This window comes from Mesorhizobium sp. M1A.F.Ca.IN.020.03.2.1 (assembly GCF_004023205.1).
Taxonomy (GTDB): Bacteria; Pseudomonadota; Alphaproteobacteria; order Rhizobiales; family Rhizobiaceae; genus Mesorhizobium.
Genome location: NZ_RZSV01000115.1, coordinates 1 through 17,125, shown reverse-complemented (window position 1 = coordinate 17,125; position 17,125 = coordinate 1). Strand labels below are relative to the sequence as shown.

At 64.0% G+C, this 17,125-nt stretch carries 19 protein-coding genes; 4 read left to right on the top strand and 15 right to left on the bottom strand.

Annotation, left to right across the window (positions count from 1 at the left end; all coding sequences use genetic code 11):
• A partial coding sequence (locus EOA79_RS18665; protein ID WP_245322417.1) for a L,D-transpeptidase occupies window positions 1-531 on the bottom strand: 531 nt, incomplete at its 3' end.
• A gap of 146 nt (window positions 532-677) precedes the next feature.
• Between EOA79_RS18665 and EOA79_RS18660 the strand changes: the two genes are divergently transcribed.
• Window positions 678-1,361, top strand: coding sequence for a response regulator transcription factor (locus tag EOA79_RS18660; RefSeq protein WP_066998380.1), 684 nt, complete (start codon window positions 678-680; stop codon window positions 1,359-1,361).
• Between the two features lie 246 nt (window positions 1,362-1,607).
• Entirely contained in the window at window positions 1,608-2,066 is a 459-nt protein-coding gene (locus tag EOA79_RS18655) for a cyclic nucleotide-binding domain-containing protein (protein ID WP_067322970.1), read from the top strand.
• A 33-nt stretch (window positions 2,067-2,099) separates the two neighbouring features.
• Here EOA79_RS18655 and EOA79_RS18650 read toward each other — a convergent pair whose 3' ends face one another.
• The 7 genes from EOA79_RS18650 to tesB all read right to left on the bottom strand — a co-directional run bounded on the left by EOA79_RS18650 (window position 2,100) and on the right by tesB (window position 10,087).
• Window positions 2,100-2,900, bottom strand: coding sequence for an exodeoxyribonuclease III (locus EOA79_RS18650; protein WP_067322968.1), 801 nt, complete (start codon window positions 2,898-2,900; stop codon window positions 2,100-2,102).
• Window positions 2,901-3,003: 103 nt separating this feature from the next.
• Window positions 3,004-3,672: an outer membrane lipoprotein carrier protein LolA gene (locus tag EOA79_RS18645; protein ID WP_066998340.1), complete on the bottom strand. Its 669-nt coding sequence runs from the start codon at window positions 3,670-3,672 to the stop codon at window positions 3,004-3,006.
• Between the two features lie 143 nt (window positions 3,673-3,815).
• Window positions 3,816-6,476: a DNA translocase FtsK gene (locus EOA79_RS18640; RefSeq protein WP_095825195.1), complete on the bottom strand. Its 2,661-nt coding sequence runs from the start codon at window positions 6,474-6,476 to the stop codon at window positions 3,816-3,818.
• A gap of 212 nt (window positions 6,477-6,688) precedes the next feature.
• Window positions 6,689-6,964 carry a hypothetical protein gene (locus tag EOA79_RS18635; protein WP_066998346.1) on the bottom strand — a complete coding sequence of 92 codons (276 nt, stop codon included), beginning with the start codon at window positions 6,962-6,964 and terminating at the stop codon, window positions 6,689-6,691.
• 294 nt (window positions 6,965-7,258) lie between these two features.
• Window positions 7,259-8,440 carry an ammonium transporter gene (locus EOA79_RS18630; protein WP_245322420.1) on the bottom strand — a complete coding sequence of 394 codons (1,182 nt, stop codon included), beginning with the start codon at window positions 8,438-8,440 and terminating at the stop codon, window positions 7,259-7,261.
• Between the two features lie 196 nt (window positions 8,441-8,636).
• Complete coding sequence (locus EOA79_RS18625) at window positions 8,637-8,975, bottom strand: P-II family nitrogen regulator (RefSeq protein ID WP_095825194.1); 339 nt, start codon at window positions 8,973-8,975, stop codon at window positions 8,637-8,639.
• A 248-nt stretch (window positions 8,976-9,223) separates the two neighbouring features.
• Complete coding sequence (gene tesB, locus EOA79_RS18620) at window positions 9,224-10,087, bottom strand: acyl-CoA thioesterase II (RefSeq protein WP_128293164.1); 864 nt, start codon at window positions 10,085-10,087, stop codon at window positions 9,224-9,226.
• Between the two features lie 107 nt (window positions 10,088-10,194).
• Between tesB and EOA79_RS18615 the strand changes: the two genes are divergently transcribed.
• Complete coding sequence (locus EOA79_RS18615) at window positions 10,195-11,457, top strand: ubiquinone biosynthesis hydroxylase (RefSeq protein ID WP_095825193.1); 1,263 nt, start codon at window positions 10,195-10,197, stop codon at window positions 11,455-11,457.
• 271 nt (window positions 11,458-11,728) lie between these two features.
• On the opposite strand, the gene EOA79_RS18605 is transcribed toward EOA79_RS18615, so the two are convergent.
• The 3 genes from EOA79_RS18605 to EOA79_RS18595 form a co-directional block, all read right to left on the bottom strand.
• Window positions 11,729-12,259, bottom strand: coding sequence for a hypothetical protein (locus tag EOA79_RS18605; RefSeq protein WP_095799646.1), 531 nt, complete (start codon window positions 12,257-12,259; stop codon window positions 11,729-11,731).
• Window positions 12,260-12,357: 98 nt separating this feature from the next.
• Window positions 12,358-12,714 (bottom strand): YciI family protein, encoded by a 357-nt coding sequence (locus tag EOA79_RS18600; protein ID WP_095782697.1) that lies wholly within the window; start codon window positions 12,712-12,714, stop codon window positions 12,358-12,360.
• Window positions 12,715-12,716: 2 nt separating this feature from the next.
• The gene (locus tag EOA79_RS18595) at window positions 12,717-12,935 is read right to left on the bottom strand and encodes a hypothetical protein (protein ID WP_067322949.1); all 219 of its coding nucleotides are present in this window, start codon (window positions 12,933-12,935) and stop codon (window positions 12,717-12,719) included.
• A 214-nt stretch (window positions 12,936-13,149) separates the two neighbouring features.
• Here EOA79_RS18595 and EOA79_RS18590 point away from each other — a divergent pair, with 214 nt between their 5' ends.
• The gene (locus EOA79_RS18590; protein ID WP_095825191.1) at window positions 13,150-13,575 is read left to right on the top strand and encodes an OsmC family protein; all 426 of its coding nucleotides are present in this window, start codon (window positions 13,150-13,152) and stop codon (window positions 13,573-13,575) included.
• A 221-nt stretch (window positions 13,576-13,796) separates the two neighbouring features.
• Here EOA79_RS18590 and EOA79_RS18585 read toward each other — a convergent pair whose 3' ends face one another.
• The 4 genes from EOA79_RS18585 to EOA79_RS18570 all read right to left on the bottom strand — a co-directional run bounded on the left by EOA79_RS18585 (window position 13,797) and on the right by EOA79_RS18570 (window position 17,067).
• On the bottom strand, window positions 13,797-14,423 hold the full coding sequence (locus EOA79_RS18585; protein WP_095825190.1) for a DUF480 domain-containing protein: 627 nt from the start codon (window positions 14,421-14,423) through the stop codon (window positions 13,797-13,799).
• A gap of 163 nt (window positions 14,424-14,586) precedes the next feature.
• Window positions 14,587-15,687, bottom strand: coding sequence for an ISAs1 family transposase (locus tag EOA79_RS18580; protein WP_095825189.1), 1,101 nt, complete (start codon window positions 15,685-15,687; stop codon window positions 14,587-14,589).
• Between the two features lie 166 nt (window positions 15,688-15,853).
• On the bottom strand, window positions 15,854-16,633 hold the full coding sequence (locus EOA79_RS18575; protein ID WP_095825188.1) for a succinate dehydrogenase iron-sulfur subunit: 780 nt from the start codon (window positions 16,631-16,633) through the stop codon (window positions 15,854-15,856).
• Window positions 16,633-17,067: a DUF3052 family protein gene (locus EOA79_RS18570; protein ID WP_095799643.1), complete on the bottom strand. Its 435-nt coding sequence runs from the start codon at window positions 17,065-17,067 to the stop codon at window positions 16,633-16,635. The genes EOA79_RS18575 and EOA79_RS18570 overlap by 1 nt, the downstream gene beginning before the upstream one ends.
• Window positions 17,068-17,125 lie beyond the last annotated feature (58 nt).

Sequence of the window (17,125 nt, the reverse complement as noted above, 5' to 3'; positions counted from 1 at the left end):
CCTCACTACCTTCACCACGGTCCGGTCCGACAGCAGCGGCAGCAGCCTCGCCATGGTGCGCGCCGTTACCGCGACGCAGCCTTGCGTCGGCGTGAAGCCGGGACGCGCCAGATGGAAGAAGATCGCGCTGCCGCACCCGCGCCGGCGCGGCGCGATGTTCCAGTCCAGCACCAGGCACACATCGTAGAGCCGGTCGGCGCGCCGCATCCGTTCATGGCTGGCGCCGTAAGGGATCTTAACCGGCCGATTGTAGTTGCGGTCGTCCGGCACCTCGCACCAGCCGAGATCCGGGCCGATCGGCGCCATCGCCAGCCCCGTCCGGCGGCCGCCGGGAAACTGGTCGTTGCGGAAATAGCCTGACAATATCCGCATCGCAGCCAGTGGCGTCGCGCCGTCGCCCTCGCGCTTGCTGGCGGAAATGCCGCCGCGCCCGAGGGCGCAGGGAAACACCGTTTGGCCGGCTTGCAGCAATCCCTGCGCAGGGTTGCCGGGCCTCGCACGCACAACCAGGACATGCAGCCCCTTCGGCAAAAATTCGCCTGCCGCATTGCGCGCGCGTTTTTTCTTGTATGATTGTCTCACGGAACAAATCACTGTGAACGACTGTTGCGCCGGTGAGCTTCCGCATAAATGGGGGGAGGTCAACTGAATATTCTTTTTAAAACAACGGATTGATCATGACATCACGCACCATTCTGATCGTTGACGACGACGACGACCTGCGAGCCACCCTCGTCGAGCAACTGGCGCTTTACGAGGAATTCGACGTCCAGCAGGAAGCCACTGCCGCAAAAGGCGTCGCCACGGCGCGCGGCGGCCTTGTCGATCTGCTCATCATGGACGTCGGCCTGCCAGACATGGACGGTCGCGAGGCGGTGAAGATCCTGCGCAAGGGCGGCTATAAGGCCCCGATCATCATGCTGACCGGCCACGACACCGATTCCGACACCATTCTGGGGCTCGAGGCCGGCGCCAACGATTACGTCACCAAGCCTTTCCGCTTCGCGGTGCTCTTGGCGCGCATCCGTGCGCAGTTGCGCCAGCACGAGCAGAGCGAGGACGCCACCTTCTCGGTCGGCCCCTACACCTTCAAGCCCAGCCAGAAGCTTTTGATCGATCCGCGCGGCGCCAAGGTGCGGCTGACCGAAAAGGAAGCCTCGATCATCAAATATCTCTATCGCGCCGACCAGAAGGTGGTAACGCGCGACGTGCTCTTGGAAGAAGTGTGGGGTTACAATTCCGGCGTCACCACCCACACGCTGGAAACCCATGTCTACCGGCTGCGCCAGAAGATTGAGCGCGATCCTTCCAATGCCGAAATTCTTGTGACAGAAAGCGGCGGCTACAAGCTGGTTCCTTAAACATTTCATGATCTAGAGCGATTCCAGGAAAAGTGTGAAAGCGGTTTTCCGATCGGAATTGCGTCGAACCAAACAGATAGGCGGTCGGGCGGGATTGCCTCGGGTACGATCCTGATGCTGGAGGGTGATGGATCGGCTCGCTGCACGCATCGCACGATGCGTGATTGAAAGTTGGAGTGCGCGCTCCCGCAAGGAGACGGCGCTCCAAAGGAGGGACTGGACTGACCGCTCGGGGACACAGCTAGGATGGCGCTGGATGACGACATCCGCATCCTGTCCGCCGTGAAGCTTTTTCAGGGCTTCACGCAGGAACAGTTGCGCCTGCTGGCCTTCGGCGCCGAGACCACTTTTCTGCAGGCCGACCACAAGCTCTACCGCGAGGATGACGTGGCCGACTCGGCCTATATCGTCGTCAGCGGGCGCATAGTCCTCTATCGCGAGCAAGGCACCGGCGAACGCGTCCCGATCGGCACGGCAGGCCCCGGCGCCATGCTCAGCGAACTGGCCCTTATCGCCGACACCAACCGGCTGACCAGCGCCTCGGCCGCGATCGATTCGGAAGTTATCCGCTTGAGCCGAAAGATGTTTCGCCGCATCCTCGAGGAATATCCGGAGCTCGCGGTGCAGCTGCACGAGCGCATCCTGGAGGAATTCCAAGAGATGATCGCCCGCATCGAGGAGCTCGCGCCACGGTTTACGGAATAGACGCGCCGCAGCGTCTCTGCCGATTGATAGCGCTCAATCCAATTCAAACTTAGCGATGACCGGCACATGGTCCGACGGCTTCTCCCAGCCGCGCGCCGCCTTGACAATCTCGTAACCGGCAAAGCTCGGCACCAGATTGGCGGACGACCAGATATGGTCGAGCCGCCGGCCGCGGTCCGATGCTTGCCAGTCCTTCGCGCGGTAGCTCCACCAGGTGTAGAGCTTTTGCTCGGCCGGCACGTTGAGCCGCATCAGGTCAACCCAGCCGCCGGCCCGCCGCATCGCCTCGAAGTTTTCGGTCTCGACCGGCGTGTGGCTGACGACGTTGAGCAATTGCTTGTGCGACCACACGTCATGCTCCTGCGGCGCGATGTTGAGGTCGCCCACCAGGATCGAGGCATCGTGCTCGCTCGCCGGCACGCTGTTCATCTCATAGACGAAATCGAGCTTGTGGCGGAATTTCCGGTTGATCTCCGGGTCGGGCTCATCGCCGCCGGCCGGAACGTAGAAATTGTGCAGCAGAATCGACCTGCCGCCGGCCTGGACCCTGACCGAGAGATGCCGGCTGTCGTCGATCTCGCAGAAACGCCGCTTCTCGACCAGCGCGATCGGCCGGCGCGCGACCGTCGCCACGCCGTGATAGCCTTTCTGGCCGTGGAACAGGATGTGCTGGTATCCGGCCTTGCGGAAAGCCTTTTCCGGAAACAGCTCGTCCGGGACCTTGGTTTCCTGCAGGCAGAGCACGTCCGGCGCGTGCTCCTTGAGCAGCCGCTCGACGATCGGCATGCGCAGACGCACCGAGTTGATGTTCCAGGTGGCTATGGTGAAGGGCATTCAGGCAGGTCCGGCAAAAGATCGCCGATCTACTGCCAGCCACGCGCCATAAAGACAAGCCGGCCCGCGCTGCAAGCCGGCCCTGCCCTGAATATGGGCGGACCTACCGCGTCTTGGTATTGAGCTCGCGGTTCGCCGTATAGTCGATGGCGAAGGTGCCGTCCGGAATGGAGACGCCTTCCTTGACGTTGAAGATCATCACCGTCGTGTCCTTGCCCTGCGCGTCGGTGATCGTCCACTGGCGCAGTTCATAGGTCTTCGGATCAAACATCATGGTGATCTTGGCGTTGCCGAACACCGACTTGTCGGAGAGTTGGATGGTGGTGAGGTCGTCTTCTTCCTTGACGGCCTTCACGCGCCCGCCGGAGAGATCGATCCGGTCGTCGAGCAAAAGCTTCAAGGGCGTCTTCGACAGCGGATAGAGGTCGGAGGTGTTCAGCTTCTTGTTGAGGATGACGACCGACTTGCCGTCCGAGATCACCCGGAAATTCGACGATCCGTCATAGTTGAAACGGATTTTGCCGGGACGTTCGAGGAAGAACTTGCCGCCGGTCTGCTCGCCCTTCGGGCCGAACTGCACGAATTCGCCGCTCATCGATTTGACCGAGGAAAAATGGTCGGCGATCTTTTGCGCCGCCGGCGGAACGGCGGCCTGAGCCAAGGCCAGAAGTTGGAAGCCCGGCACGACATTGATGGCGGCGGCGCCCGCAAGCACCAGGCCAAGGCCGAGCAGCTGTCGGCGGGTCGGAGCGAAATCTGTCTGGGTCTTCATGCCGTTCACTTCCTGTGATTTGCCTTGGTCGCAGTCTCTGGACCGCCAGTTGGGCCTAAGTTTGGCGGGTCGCACGGCGCTTGGTCGCATCAACGCGCCAGAGGGTTCAAAGTTGCCGGCCGCCTCCCGTGGACGTCGCCGCTCTAGAACTTATCGTCCTCGGTGGGAACGAGAATCTCGCGTTTGCCGGCGTGGTTGGCCGGGCCGACGATGCCTTCCTTCTCCATCTTCTCGATGATTGACGCCGCGCGGTTGTAGCCGATGCCCAGCCGGCGCTGGATGTAGCTGGTCGAGGCCTTGCCGTCGCGCAGCACCACGGCCACCGCCTGATCGTAGGGATCGTCGGAATCCTCGAAATTGCCGCCCCCACCGCCGCCGCCGGAACCGCCCCGGCCCGAGGCGCCGTCCTCATCGTCTTCCTCGTCATCCTCGGTGATGGCGTCGAGATACTCCGGCACGCCCTGCAGTTTGAGATGGCCGACGATCCGTTCGACCTCGTCGTCCGAGACGAAGGGACCGTGGACACGCTGGATGCGGCCGCCGCCCGCCATGTAGAGCATGTCGCCCATGCCGAGCAGCTGCTCGGCGCCCTGCTCGCCCAGGATGGTGCGGCTGTCGATCTTCGACGTTACCTGGAATGAGATGCGGGTGGGGAAATTGGCCTTGATGGTGCCGGTGATGACGTCGACCGACGGGCGCTGCGTCGCCATGATGACATGGATGCCGGCGGCGCGCGCCATCTGCGCCAGGCGCTGCACCGCGCCTTCGATGTCCTTGCCGGCCACCATCATCAGGTCGGCCATTTCGTCGATGATGACGACGATATAGGGCATCGGCTCGAGGTCGAGATCCTCCGTCTCGTAGATCGCCTCGCCCGTCTGGCGGTCGAAGCCGGTCTGCACGGTGCGCGAGATTTTCTCACCCTTCTTCTCGGCCTGGCTGACGCGAGCGTTGAAGCCGTCGATGTTGCGCACGCCGACCTTGGACATCTTGCGGTAGCGGTCCTCCATCTCGCGCACCGTCCATTTCAGCGCCACCACGGCCTTCTTCGGATCGGTGACGACGGGCGTGAGCAGATGCGGGATGCCGTCATAGACCGAGAGCTCGAGCATCTTCGGATCGATCATGATCAGCCGGCATTCCTGCGGGGTGAGCCGGTAGAGCAGCGACAGGATCATGGTGTTGATGGCGACCGACTTGCCCGAGCCGGTGGTGCCGGCGACCAGCACATGCGGCATCTTGGCGATGTCGACGATGACCGCCTCGCCGTTGATGGTCTTGCCGAGCGCCAAGGCGAGCTTCGCCTTGGTGGTTTCGAAGTCGCGGCTCGCCATGATCTCGCGCAGATAGACTGTCTCGCGCTTGGCATTCGGCAGTTCGATGCCGATGGCGTTGCGGCCGGGCACGACGGCGACGCGGCAGGCGATCGCGCTCATCGAGCGGGCGATGTCGTCGGAGAGGCCGATGACGCGCGAGGATTTGATACCGGGCGCAGGTTCCAGCTCATAGAGCGTGACGACCGGACCCGGGCGGACATGGATGATCTCGCCCTTGACGCCGAAATCCTCGAGCACGCCTTCGAGCAGCCTTGCGTTCTGCTCCAGCGCGTCCTTCGACAGGCTCGGGTCTTTCGCGACGTTCTTCGGTTCGGACAGGAAATGCAGCGACGGCATCTCGAACGTGCCGGAGCCGATGAGCGAGGTCTGCGCCTCGCGCTGAACGCGTGCGCCTTGCACCGGGCGCGGCGCAGGCGCCTCCACGCGCGTCGCCGCGTCCGAGCGGAAGTTGCGCACATTGGCGCGGCGCTGGACCGGCTCCTCGTCGTCGAAGTCGTCGAGATCGGCCTCTTCGTCGTCGAAGACATTGTCGTCCACGGGATCGACCGAAGCGCTGCGGTCGTTGACCATTGCGGCGAAGAATTCCGGCTCGACACGGGCGCGGCCGCCGGGGCTCATCCTGGATTCGGCGTACTCGGCCGATTCGACCCGTTCGGCGGCGCGGCGCCAGGCGCTGGCCCGCGGCTCAATCTGAGGCTCGAACTCGTCACGCTCCTGCCTGCGGCGCGCGGCACGCCGATGCATCCATGCACGGAAGGACAGCCACCAATGGGTGATGGCGCCGAGCGCAAGAATGCCTTCGTCGCCCTCGTCTTCATCCTCATCGAAGAGCAGATCGTCCTGCTCGCGCGGTTCCGGCTCGGCGGCGCGCTCCATGACGGCAAAGCCGTTCTTGCGCGCGATCAGCGCCGAGCCATAGGCGAACAGCCAGAGCGCCGGCGTCGCGAGCACAACGGCGATGATGGTGGCGAAAAGGCCCTTCGGATAGCCGCCGACGGCGATGCCCGGGATCTTCAGCACCATATCGCCGAACACGCCGCCGAGACCGGTCGGCAGCGGCCAGGTGTTGGGCGGCGTCACGCAGCCGACGATCGCCGCGGCAAGCAGCGCGAAGCCGAACCAGGCAAGCCCGCGCTTGCCCAGCCTGTCGATGCCGCGGGCGGAGAAGAGCAGAAAACCCCAGATCACCGCCGGCACCAGCCCAGCGACGGCGGCAAGGCCGAAGAACTGCATGGCAAGGTCGGAAAACACCGCGCCCGCATAGCCCATGGCGTTGGTGACGAGGTTGTTGGTGGCGTGCGAGAAGCTTGGATCGGCGACGTTCCAGGTAGCGAGGCTGGCGACGCCGAAAGCGGTGAACACGAACATCCCGGCGCCGACCAGGCGCCCAACCTGCCGCCGCGCGAACGCCTGGATGCCGTGTCCCGTATCGGTCAGCGCGAGCGGTGCTGAAGCGCCTGAACGCATGCCTCTTCCCCGTGTGTCGATGCCTGGCCGGATGCGTGACGCATGCCGGGAGATTCGTCTCCCAGACTATCGGCGGGAAGGTTAAGGGCGCATTAACCATGGCCTTTTGCCGAGATGCTCCCCGGAAAGGAGATGGCGGGCCCATGAAGCCCGCCATCTCTCATTGGCAAAGACGAAACGATCAGGCCTGTAAGGACCCGATCTTCCGCACATCACTTATGGCCGGCGTACTGCATCAGGTTGGCGCAGAATTCGGCATGCGGCTTGCTCATCGCCGCGTCCTGGCACTCCTTCATCATCGCGTCCTGCTTGTCCTTTGCCGTCGTCGCCCAGGCGGCCTTGAAATCGGCCTCGGACTTCATGGTCTTCATGCTGGAATCGGTGAAGAACGGGGCCATGTTGTCAGGCGAGTCGAGCGCGCCAGCAAGTGCAACACCGCTGACCATCGACAGAGCCATTGCTCCCAGGAAGATATTCTTGCAGTTCATTGGTCGGTTCCTTCCCTGATATTTGGCGACACCACGATGGCGGTCGCAATCCCAGTACGGAACCGGAAGGGCGGACGTTTCACACATTCGCGATCAAGTGAATGTGATCGAAACGCTCCATGCTCATATCCGAGAAAAAAGGAGGCCCGGAAGATCTTCCGGGCCTCAAGGCGTGAGCCCCTTTCGAGGGCATCACGACGGGATCTTGGGAGTAAATCGGGAAAGCCGCGCCGCAGCTTTCCTTGATGTCCGGACCGGCGGGAGAAGGATCCGCCGGCCCTGGCAGGGTCGGCCTTACGGCACGACTTCGCCGTGCTGGGTGACGTCGAGACCCTCGACCTCTTCCTGGGTGCTCGGACGCAGGCCGACCAGCGCCTTGACGATGTAGAGGATGACCAAGGTGGCGACCGCCGTCCATACGATGGTGACAGCGACGCCGTATGCCTGCTTGGCGAGCGAGGCGCCCGACGACAGGCTGTTGATCGCCGGATCGGCGAGCACACCGGTCAGCAGTGCGCCGACGATGCCGCCGACGCCGTGGACGCCGAAGGCGTCGAGTGAATCGTCATAGCCCATGGCGTGCTTGAGCTTGACCGCCGACAGGTAGCAGACGACGCCGGCGATGATGCCGACGAAGAAGGCGCCGGTCGGGTTGACGAAGCCGGAAGCAGGCGTCACCGCGACAAGGCCCGCGACGGCGCCCGAGATGATGCCGAGCACCGAAGGCTTCTTGGCGACGATCCATTCGGCGAACATCCAGGCCAGCGCCGCCGCGGCGGTGGCGACCTGCGTGTTCAACATCGCAGCGCCGGCGAGGCCGTCGGCGGCCAGTTCCGAACCGGCGTTGAAGCCGAACCAGCCGACCCACAGCAGCGAGGCGCCGATCACCGAATAGACCAAGTTGTGCGGCGCCATGTTGGTGGTGCCGTAGCCCTCGCGCTTGCCGAGAACGAGCGCGCAGACCAGGCCCGCGACACCGGCATTGATATGGACGACGGTGCCGCCGGCGAAATCGAGCACACCGGCGGTGGCGAGGAAGCCGCCGCCCCATACCCAGTGGGCGACCGGCGCGTAGACGACCAGCAGCCACAGCGCCATGAAGATGAGCAGCGCCGAGAACTTCAAGCGTTCGGCGAAGGCGCCGGCGATCAGCGCCGGGGTGATGATGGCGAAGGTCATCTGGAACATCGAGAAGACGAATTCAGGAATGTTCGCCACACCGGGCGCCCACAGCGAGGAAGTGGTGATGCCGTGGTGGAAGAATTTCGAGGCACCGCCGATAAACTTGTTCATGCCGCCGCCGTCGGAGAAGGCCAGCGAGTAGCCGAACATGAACCACAGCACCGTCACCAGGCAGGTGATGGCGAAGCTCTGCATGATGGTGGCGAGTACGTTCTTCTTGCGCACCATGCCGCCGTAAAACAGCGCCAGGCCCGGGATGGTCATCATCAGCACCAGCGCCGTCGAGGTCAGCATCCAGGCGGTGTTGCCGGTGTCGAGCGCGGGCGCCGGGGCGGCCGGCGCTGCGGCCGTGGCTGCCGGAGCGGCCTCCTGCGCGAAGGCGGCGGCGGTGCTGAACGCTACGAGAGCGAGCGCAGCGGCCGCGCGTCCCGTCGTCTTCAAGGGGGAAGGAATATTCATTGAACTCTCCGTTGGAATAGCTGGTCGCCGCTCAGAGCGCGTCGGTGTCTGTTTCGCCGGTGCGGATGCGCACCGCCTGGTCGATGCCGAAGACGAAGATCTTGCCGTCGCCGATCTGGCCGGTCTTGGCGGCGGAGCTGATGGCTTCGACGGCCTTCTCGACCATGTCGGCGCCGACAGCGACCTCGATCTTGATTTTGGGCAGGAAGCTGACCGCGTATTCGGCGCCGCGATAGATTTCCGTATGTCCCTTCTGACGCCCGTAGCCTTTGACTTCGGTGACGGTCAGGCCCTGGATGCCGACGGCGGTGAGCGCTTCGCGCACCTCGTCGAGCTTGAACGGCTTGATGATTGCCATCACGATTTTCATAAGGTTTCACCCTTCGCTGTTGCGGTCCCCCGCGTTTGCACACCTTCACCGATCCTGAGGAGAGCCGGAGAGTGCAGGACTGGATTCAAGCTCCGTGCCAATTGCCGAAGCAGGGCATTAACCTGTTGTAAACAAACGGGATCCGCAGCCCTTGCTCAACAAACGGGCGCAGTGCCGCAATGGCTCATGATTAAAAAACGGGCAAAATTTGGAAAATGCCTGCTTTCTAGGCTTGCCTCGAAGCCGGCTCAGCGTTTCAGCCGAATGAGGCCTTCCTGCGCGACCGAGGCGATCAGCGTTCCGTCGCGCGCGAACAGCGATCCGCGGGTGAAACCGCGCGAGCCTTGCGTGGAGGGGCTGTCCTGCGTGTAGAGGATCCAGTCGTCCAGCGAATGACTGCGGTGGAACCACATGGCATGGTCGAGGCTGGCCGCCTGGATGTCGCGATCGAAGATGGCGCGGCCATGCGCGAAGGTCGAGGTGTCGAGCAGCGTCATGTCGGAGAGATAGGCAAGCACCGCCGCCTGCGTGGCGCGGTCTTCCGGCACCGGGCCTGTGGTGCGGATCCAGATATTCTGCTCCGGCTCCAGCTTTTCGCGGCTGGTATAGTGCTTGAGCATTACCGGCTTCATCTCGATCGGCCGGTCGCGCTCCCAGTAGCGTTTGATGCCTTCCGGCACCGCCTCGCCGAACTTGCCGAGCAGCTCGCGCTGCGACAAAAGCGTGTCGGGCGCCGGCACGTTGCGTGGCATCGGCAGCTGATGCTCCAGCCCGACCTCGTCCTGCTGGAACGAGGCTTCCAGCGAGAAGATCGCCTGCCCATGCTGGATCGCCACCACCCGGCGCGTGGTGAAAGAGCCGCCGTCGCGGATGCGGTCGACCTCATAGACGATCGGAACCTTGGTGTCGCCGGGCCGCATGAAATAGCCGTGCAGCGAATGCACATGGCGCCCCGGCTCGACAGTACGCTGGGCGGCGACCAGCGCCTGAGCGATCGTCTGGCCGCCGAACACGCGCTGCCAGTCGAGCTTGGGGCTGAGACCACGATACAGGTTGTGTTCGAGCTGCTCGAGGTCGAGAATGTCGAGAAGCTCGTCCATGGCCGCCGTCATGTTCCACCTCCCTTGAAGATGTGTCATGGCGGGTTTCGGACAGGAGAGCCGGGCAGTCAAGCTGCAACGGCCGCCGCGGTGGCCGGAGGCCGCGAAAGGAAAGTGCCATGGTCGACCGCAAGGCGGATGCAGCGGACAAAACCTCGGTGGACGTGCTGGTGGCGGGCGCCGGTTACGTCGGCCTTGCCGCGGCCGTGTCGCTGAAGCAGGCGCGACCGAGCCTTGCCGTCGCCATTGTCGATGCGGCACCTGCCGGCGTCTGGCAGAAGGACGGCCGCGCCTCGGCGATCGCCGCCGCGGCCTGCCGCATGCTGGAGCAGCTCGGCGTCTGGGACGAGATCGCGCCCGAGGCGCAGGCTATCACCGAGATGATCATCACCGATTCGCGCGCCGCCGATCCGGTGCGCCCGGTGTTTTTGACCTTCGACGGCGAGGTGGCGCCCGGCGAACCCTTCGCCCATATGGTGGCCAACCGGGTCCTCAACGGCGCGCTGCGCCGCCGCGCCGAAAAACTCGGCATCGACGTCATCGAAGGCATGGCTGTCAGCGCCTTCGACACGAACGGCGCCGGCATCACCGTGCATCTGGCCGACGGCGCCGCGCTTAAGGCCTGCCTGCTCGTCGCCGCTGACGGCGTCAATTCGAAGCTGCGCGACATGGCCGGCATCAAGACGGTGAAATGGGAATACGGCCAGTCCGGTATCGTCTGCACGGTCGCGCATGAGCGCCCGCACAATGGCCGCGCCGAGGAACATTTTTTGCCCGCCGGCCCCTTCGCCACCTTGCCGCTGAAGCCTGAGGAGGACGGCACCAATCGCTCCTCGATCGTCTGGGTGGAGCGCACGGAAGACGCGCAGAAGCTGGTCGAGGGCGACGAATTCGTCTTCGAGCATGAGCTGGAGCAGCGCTTTGGGCTGAAGCTCGGCGAGATCCGCGTCGCCGACAAGCCGCGCGCCTGGCCGCTCGGCCTGATCCTTGCGCGCGCCTTCGTCGCACCGCGCATCGCGCTCGCCGGCGATGCGGCGCACGGCATCCATCCGATCGCCGGTCAGGGCCTCAATCTCGGCTTCAAGGATGTCGCAGCACTTGCCGAAGTGGTGGTCGAGGCCGACCGGCTCGGCCAGGATATCGGCGCGCTCGACGTGCTCGAGCGCTACCAGCAATGGCGCCGCTTCGACACGCTGCAGATGGGCGTCACCACCGACGTGCTGAACCGCCTGTTTTCCAACGACATCGGCCCGCTGCGCGCCGTGCGCGACCTCGGCCTCGGCCTCGTCGAGCGCATGCCGAAGCTCAAGGACTTCTTCATCCGTCAGGCGTCTGGCCTGTCAGGCGACACGCCGCGGCTATTGAAGGGCGAAGCGATCTAGCGCCTAGCAATTGGCCGGTGCCTACGCGACGTCGTCATCCACGGGCGGAGCGGGAGCGAAGCGGACGCCAAGACCCGAGGATCCATGCGGTGACCTTGGTCGAAGAATGCCGCCGAGCAGAATTCTGCACCGCTGCAACGCTTATAGGTAACGGAATGGATTCTATGGTCTGCGCCGCGTCGCTTCGCTCCTTGCTCCGCCATAGAATGACAATGCGAGAAGCGTTTCGGCCAATCACGAGGGTAGGCGATCCGGCCGCCACTGCTTCAGCTTAATTGACCTCAAAACCCAGCTTCTGTCGCAGCCTCACCATCCGCTGATCGGCGATGCGCAGGCGGTGCTCGCCGCCCTGTGCCACCCGGTTCAGCATGCTGAGCAGATCGTCCCGTTCGTGCGGCTCGAGGCGCTCGCGCAGGAACGGCGCCAGCTTGTCGATGACGATCGTGGTGTCGTCGACCTGCGCGGCCGCCCATTTGGCGTAGACGACGGCCTCGTCGGTTTTCTTAGGGTTGTCGGCAATCTGCGCGATCACCTCACGGATGACGGCTTCGCGCTGCGGCAGGATCGGGCCATGTTCCGAAACGATCGCGGTGATCAGCGTCGCGGCGGCCACGACCGGATCGTCGATCGCCGTCAGCGGCGAAAGTGCCGCCTGTTTGCGCAGCTTCTTGCGGCGGATATTGCCCTGCACGCGGCCGATAACGTCGGCGACCTCGCTGGCCGCCTCGTTCATCGCCTTCAGCCGGTACCACCAGATGGCCGCCACGCCGAGCAGGCCAAGCATAGCGAGCAGAAAAGGCATGCCGAATTCCCCCGAAACCGCGGCAACGATAGAAGAAGTACAGCATCGCTTCAACTCGCGACAATTGCGGCGATGAACAAACCGCTAATAGCTCCGGGTCATGACCCCGGTATGTCGTAGACAGCCCTGACCTCGACGGTGCCGAGCTCGGCCAGCGGAATGCCGTCTGCGATCGCCATCGCCTCGTCAAGATCCGCGGCCTCGACCATGACGAAGCCGAGCAGCTGTTCTTTCGTCTCGGCGAACGGCCCGTCGGTAACCAGCCGCTTGCCCTTGCGACGCCTGAGCGACTTCGACATCTTCACCGGCTGCAGCGCCTGCGCGATGATCAGCTTGCCTTGTCGATCGAGTTCCCTGTCATAGGCGAGCGAATCGGCGTCGAGCTTGGCGGATCGTTCCGGCGTGAGCGCGAAGAGGTCCTTTTCCTCGCCGTAGACCAGCAGGACATATTTCATTGTCAGTTCCCTTCCTGCGATGAACCATAGGAGGCGACCGCGATGCTGTCAGCCTTGCTTCTGGCCGCCGCATGATCGAGCAGGCATGCCGCAATCCCGATTATGGCCACGGCCGCCGCCAGCCGGCCGAGGCCGAAGGCCGGGGGATCCAGCCAGAACTCTTCCGGTCGCTGCACCCTTCCGCCGGGGCGCCTCCAAAGTGCGAAAAACAGATTGTCCATCTTCAACCTCCTTCGGCCCCGAACTTCGTGGCCGCCCGCAGGACGGTCAGGCCGCCCGGAAGTCGACATTTTTGCACGCGTTTTTTCGAGAATTTTTTCGCGCGCTTCGACTTCGCGGGCGCAATCGCGCCATGGTCTTCCGGCGCGCTCGCGCTATAGTTCAGCGGAACGCCGGCGCCCGCCGGCGCGAACCCCGACAAGCCAGGAGGACTTCATGGACCGCACCGCAAACGCCGTCTGGAAAGGCAATCTGAAAGAGGGCAAGGGCACGCTGGAGACGCAGAGCGGGACTCTGAAGGGCATACCCTATTCCTTCAAGGCGCGCTTCGAGGATGAGAGCGGCAAATCCGGCACCAATCCGGAAGAGCTGATCGCCGCCGCCCATGCCGGATGCTACGCCATGCAGCTGTCGCATTTCCTCGCCGAGAACGGCACCCCGGCCACCGCGCTCGACTCCAAGGCTGTTGTGACACTGGTGCCCGGCACCGGCATAACCGGCAGCGCCATCACCTTGGTCGGCACGGTCCCGGGCATCGATGCGGCAAAGTTCCAGGAACTGGCCGAGAAGGCCAAGGCCGAGTGCCCGGTGTCGAAGGCACTGGGGGCGATCAACGTGTCGCTGGATGCACGGTTGGGGTGATGCAGATTGCGGGGGCAGCGATCCTTCGCCCCCCTCTCTGCCCTGCCGGGCATCTCCCTCTCAAGGGCTCTCAAGGGAGGAGATCGGATGTCGCGTTGGCTTTCGCCAATCGCCGACGGTGAAAGAAGGGCGCCGGCGCCGGAACTGCCAATCTCCCCTAGTCTAGGGGGGAGTCCGGCGGGACAGGGGGGGCGCTGTCCCGCCGACATCTCCCGTAGTGGCTAGCCGCCCAGCGCCTCGATCTTCGCCCGCAATGCCGCGACCTCTTCCTCCAGCGCCTTGACCCGCGCTTCAAGGTCGGGGTCTGTCGACGCCGGCGGCTGCCAAGGCGCTGCCACCGCGGCTGCTTCCACCGCCCCGCTCAAGAGATGCACATAGCGCTCCTCGCGCTGCCCTGGCGCGCGTTCGAGCAGCTGGATCAGCGGCGGCCGGCGGCCGATCATCAAATCGAGATTGTCGCGAAGCTCCTCGATCGAGGCAAAGCGCGTCATGCGCTCCGAACGGGCGAGCAATTCATGCGCCGTCTGCGCGCCGCGCAGGAGCAAGAGGCCGACGACGGCGATCTGCGGCGTGGTCAGCGAAAAGCGCTGCGCCATCAAATGCTCGTAGCGCTCGACGCGCGAAGCGAAGGCCTGGCGCACCAGGCCTTTCTGCTCGAGCGTGCTCAGCGCCCGCCGGACTTCCGTCAGCTCCAGCGCCATCACCGGCTCGCGCGCCGTCTTCTGGTTGGCGGCCTGATGCGCGCCGTTGAGCGTCAGTGGATAGACATCCGGCGTCAGCTCCTTCTTCTCGATCAGCGAGCCCAGCACGCGCGCTTCGACGGCGGAGAGAAGGGGGAGATCGGTCATTGGGTTGGTATCCTTTTGGCGCTGGAGGGACAGCACTCCCCTCTGGCCTGCCGGCCATCTCCCCCGCAAGGGGGCAGCAGTTGCGGCGCCGCTCGCCCCTTGTTGCAATGTCGGAGATTAGCGAAAGCCGTGATGACAGCCAATCTCCCCCTTGCGGGCAGGGCTATCGCATATGAGTAAAGAGTTCATAGAAGAAGTCTTTGCTCCAATTGGCCCTGCGCATCTTGCTGGCGATTGGTTTGTCGAGGGGATGGGCAGCCAAGATGTTTTGGGCGAGCCTGCGGATGACGGCCAGGTTTTGTGGCGCGTTGTCATTTCGGGTGCGGGCGTCATCCTCGTGGAAGACAACATCAAGGGTCCAGTGCAACTGGTTCTCGATCGTCCAGTGGGCACGAACCGTCTCAGCCAATTTGTTGGGCGTCAGCACCTTGGAGAGGGCGATATAGCGGACCGATGTGGTCGTCTTGCCGTCGGCAGTGGTGCGCAGGGCCTCGACACGGCCAATGGCCTTGAGGCCGGGGAAGGCGGGCGCGTCCTTGAGCCTGGCAAGCGGCAGCACGCTGGCGCGGCGCACTTCGGTGCGGCCATGGCCGCTGTCGCGCGTTTCGAAGCCGGCGATCTCGCCCGCCGCGGCGAAGCTTTTCTCGGCCGCGGCAAACAGACGACCCCGGTTGGCCTTCAGCCCAAGGGCATAATGCGCCTTCTGCGCCAGCAGCGCCTTGGCCGTCTCGGGGCGACAATGCAAGGCGTCGGCCGTCACCGTGCAGCCCTTGAGATCCAGGCTCTTCAGCAGCGCCAGCGTCGCCGCAACCTCGTCGGAGGCCGGCGCCCGCGTTGCCGCAATCGCCAGCCGCGTCTCGGCATCCCAGGCACTGACCATCAGCGGCGGCATGAAGGCACGGCCCTTCTCATAACCGCGCCTAAGCGCCTTGCCGTCGACGGCCACCACGGCACGCGGTGGGCCGAGCCCAAGTTCACGCCGCAATGCCGCCATGAAGGCGCTCAGCGCATCCGACAACTCCTGCGGATCAAGAAGCCGAAACACCCGGCTGAAGGTGTCGTGGCTCGGACACCCATGCTTCAGTTCGATGAACTCTTTCAGCTCCTCCTCGCGCCCCTCTGCGAACTCCGCAATATCCACACAGCTTTTGGCCCCGCACAGCGTCGCCGCCAGCGCCAGAAACAGAAGTTCAGCAAGATCATGCCGCGCGTTGATGTCGCGCGGATCGCGAACTGCTTGCAGGATCGACAAAACAAGCCGCACTCGGGCCTCCTCTGCTACGAGAAAGCCTCTCAAGAATCCTTCTTTTGCGGCTTGGCAATAGCCAATCAACTTATCTGCGATTCCCCTGCCCTTGCGGGGGAGATGTCCGGCAGGACCGAGGGGGTGTGAAGGACGCTGCTTTCGGGATTCTCGCGAGCGATCAAGCCTAAACGCGGCGCTCCACCATCATCTTCTTGATTTCCGCGATCGCCTTGGCGGGATTGAGACCCTTCGGGCAGGTCTGCGCGCAATTCATGATGGTGTGGCAGCGATAGAGCCGGAACGGGTCTTCGAGATTGTCGAGCCGCTCGCCCGTCGCCTCGTCGCGGCTGTCGATCAGCCAGCGATAGGCCTGCAGCAAAGTGGCCGGGCCGAGATAGCGGTCGCCGTTCCACCAATAGCTTGGGCAGGACGTCGAGCAGCAGGCGCACAGGATGCATTCATAGAGCCCGTCGAGCTTCTCACGATCCTCATGGCTCTGCAGCCATTCCTTGGCGGGCGTCGGCGAGACCGTCTGCAGCCACGGCTGGATCGAGGCATGCTGGGCGTAAAAATTGGTGAGGTCGGGCACAAGGTCCTTGATCACGGCCATATGCGGCAGCGGATAGACCTTCACCGCGCCCGAAATGTCCTCCGCGCCCTTGGTGCAGGCCAGCGTGTTGGAGCCGTCGATGTTCATGGCGCAGGAGCCGCAAATGCCTTCGCGGCAGGAACGGCGCAGCGTCAGCGTCGGGTCGATCTTGTTCTTGATCCACAGAAGCGCGTCGAGAACCATCGGGCCGCAATCGTCCATGTCGACGAAGTAGGTGTCCATGCGCGGGTTCTCGTCGTCATCCGGCGACCAGCGGTAGATGCGGTATTCGCGCAGATTGGTGGCGCCCTCCGGCTTCGGCCAGGTCTTGCCCTGCTGGACTTTCGAATTCTTGGGTAGCGTGAGTTCGACCATTACCTGCGGTCCTTTCGGATGACGAGCTTCAGCCCGGACCAGATATCGTTGACGGCCGCGACCTTGACGTCGACAAGGTCGCGCTTGAGCGCCTCGGCGCGGATGACGTCCTCGGTGACGTCGGTCGGCACGTTCGAAGCCTTCTTCGGCCAGGAGACCCAGACCATGCCGTCGCGCTTGATCGCCGTCTCGATGCCGGCCAGGCCGTCCTCGATCTCGGCGCGCTGCCGGGTGAAAGCGTGCACGGCATCGTATTTCCGGTTGCCCGAGATCGCCGACCAGTAGGGCAGCCGATCGACCTCGGCAAACCCGACGGCTCCAGCCAACTCGTCGAGCTCGGGCGGCAGCGCGATGAAGGCGGCGACCATGCCGTCCTTCAGGCCGAGCTTGGCCGCAAGGGGCGTGCCGGAATATCCCGCGGCCGCCAATGCCATGTCAGTAGACCCTCGCCTTTGGCGCGATCTTGGCCAGGCTGATGCCGCCGTCCTTTTC

Coding starts and splice junctions, on each gene's coding strand:
- EOA79_RS18585 (WP_095825190.1), bottom strand. CDS start 14,423: ATGACCGATCTCCCCCTTCTCTCCGCCGTCGAAGCGCGCGTGCTGGGC.
- EOA79_RS18570 (WP_095799643.1), bottom strand. CDS start 17,067: ATGGCATTGGCGGCCGCGGGATATTCCGGCACGCCCCTTGCGGCCAAG.
- EOA79_RS18660 (WP_066998380.1), top strand. CDS start 678: ATGACATCACGCACCATTCTGATCGTTGACGACGACGACGACCTGCGA.
- EOA79_RS18655 (WP_067322970.1), top strand. CDS start 1,608: ATGGCGCTGGATGACGACATCCGCATCCTGTCCGCCGTGAAGCTTTTT.
- EOA79_RS18635 (WP_066998346.1), bottom strand. CDS start 6,964: ATGAACTGCAAGAATATCTTCCTGGGAGCAATGGCTCTGTCGATGGTC.
- EOA79_RS18645 (WP_066998340.1), bottom strand. CDS start 3,672: ATGAAGACCCAGACAGATTTCGCTCCGACCCGCCGACAGCTGCTCGGC.
- EOA79_RS18600 (WP_095782697.1), bottom strand. CDS start 12,714: ATGAAATATGTCCTGCTGGTCTACGGCGAGGAAAAGGACCTCTTCGCG.
- EOA79_RS18630 (WP_245322420.1), bottom strand. CDS start 8,440: ATGCTGACCTCGACGGCGCTGGTGCTGATGATGACCATCCCGGGCCTG.
- EOA79_RS18615 (WP_095825193.1), top strand. CDS start 10,195: ATGGTCGACCGCAAGGCGGATGCAGCGGACAAAACCTCGGTGGACGTG.
- EOA79_RS18595 (WP_067322949.1), bottom strand. CDS start 12,935: ATGGACAATCTGTTTTTCGCACTTTGGAGGCGCCCCGGCGGAAGGGTG.
- EOA79_RS18575 (WP_095825188.1), bottom strand. CDS start 16,633: ATGGTCGAACTCACGCTACCCAAGAATTCGAAAGTCCAGCAGGGCAAG.
- EOA79_RS18625 (WP_095825194.1), bottom strand. CDS start 8,975: ATGAAAATCGTGATGGCAATCATCAAGCCGTTCAAGCTCGACGAGGTG.
- EOA79_RS18605 (WP_095799646.1), bottom strand. CDS start 12,259: ATGCCTTTTCTGCTCGCTATGCTTGGCCTGCTCGGCGTGGCGGCCATC.
- EOA79_RS18590 (WP_095825191.1), top strand. CDS start 13,150: ATGGACCGCACCGCAAACGCCGTCTGGAAAGGCAATCTGAAAGAGGGC.
- EOA79_RS18640 (WP_095825195.1), bottom strand. CDS start 6,476: ATGCGTTCAGGCGCTTCAGCACCGCTCGCGCTGACCGATACGGGACAC.
- EOA79_RS18650 (WP_067322968.1), bottom strand. CDS start 2,900: ATGCCCTTCACCATAGCCACCTGGAACATCAACTCGGTGCGTCTGCGC.
- tesB (WP_128293164.1), bottom strand. CDS start 10,087: ATGACGGCGGCCATGGACGAGCTTCTCGACATTCTCGACCTCGAGCAG.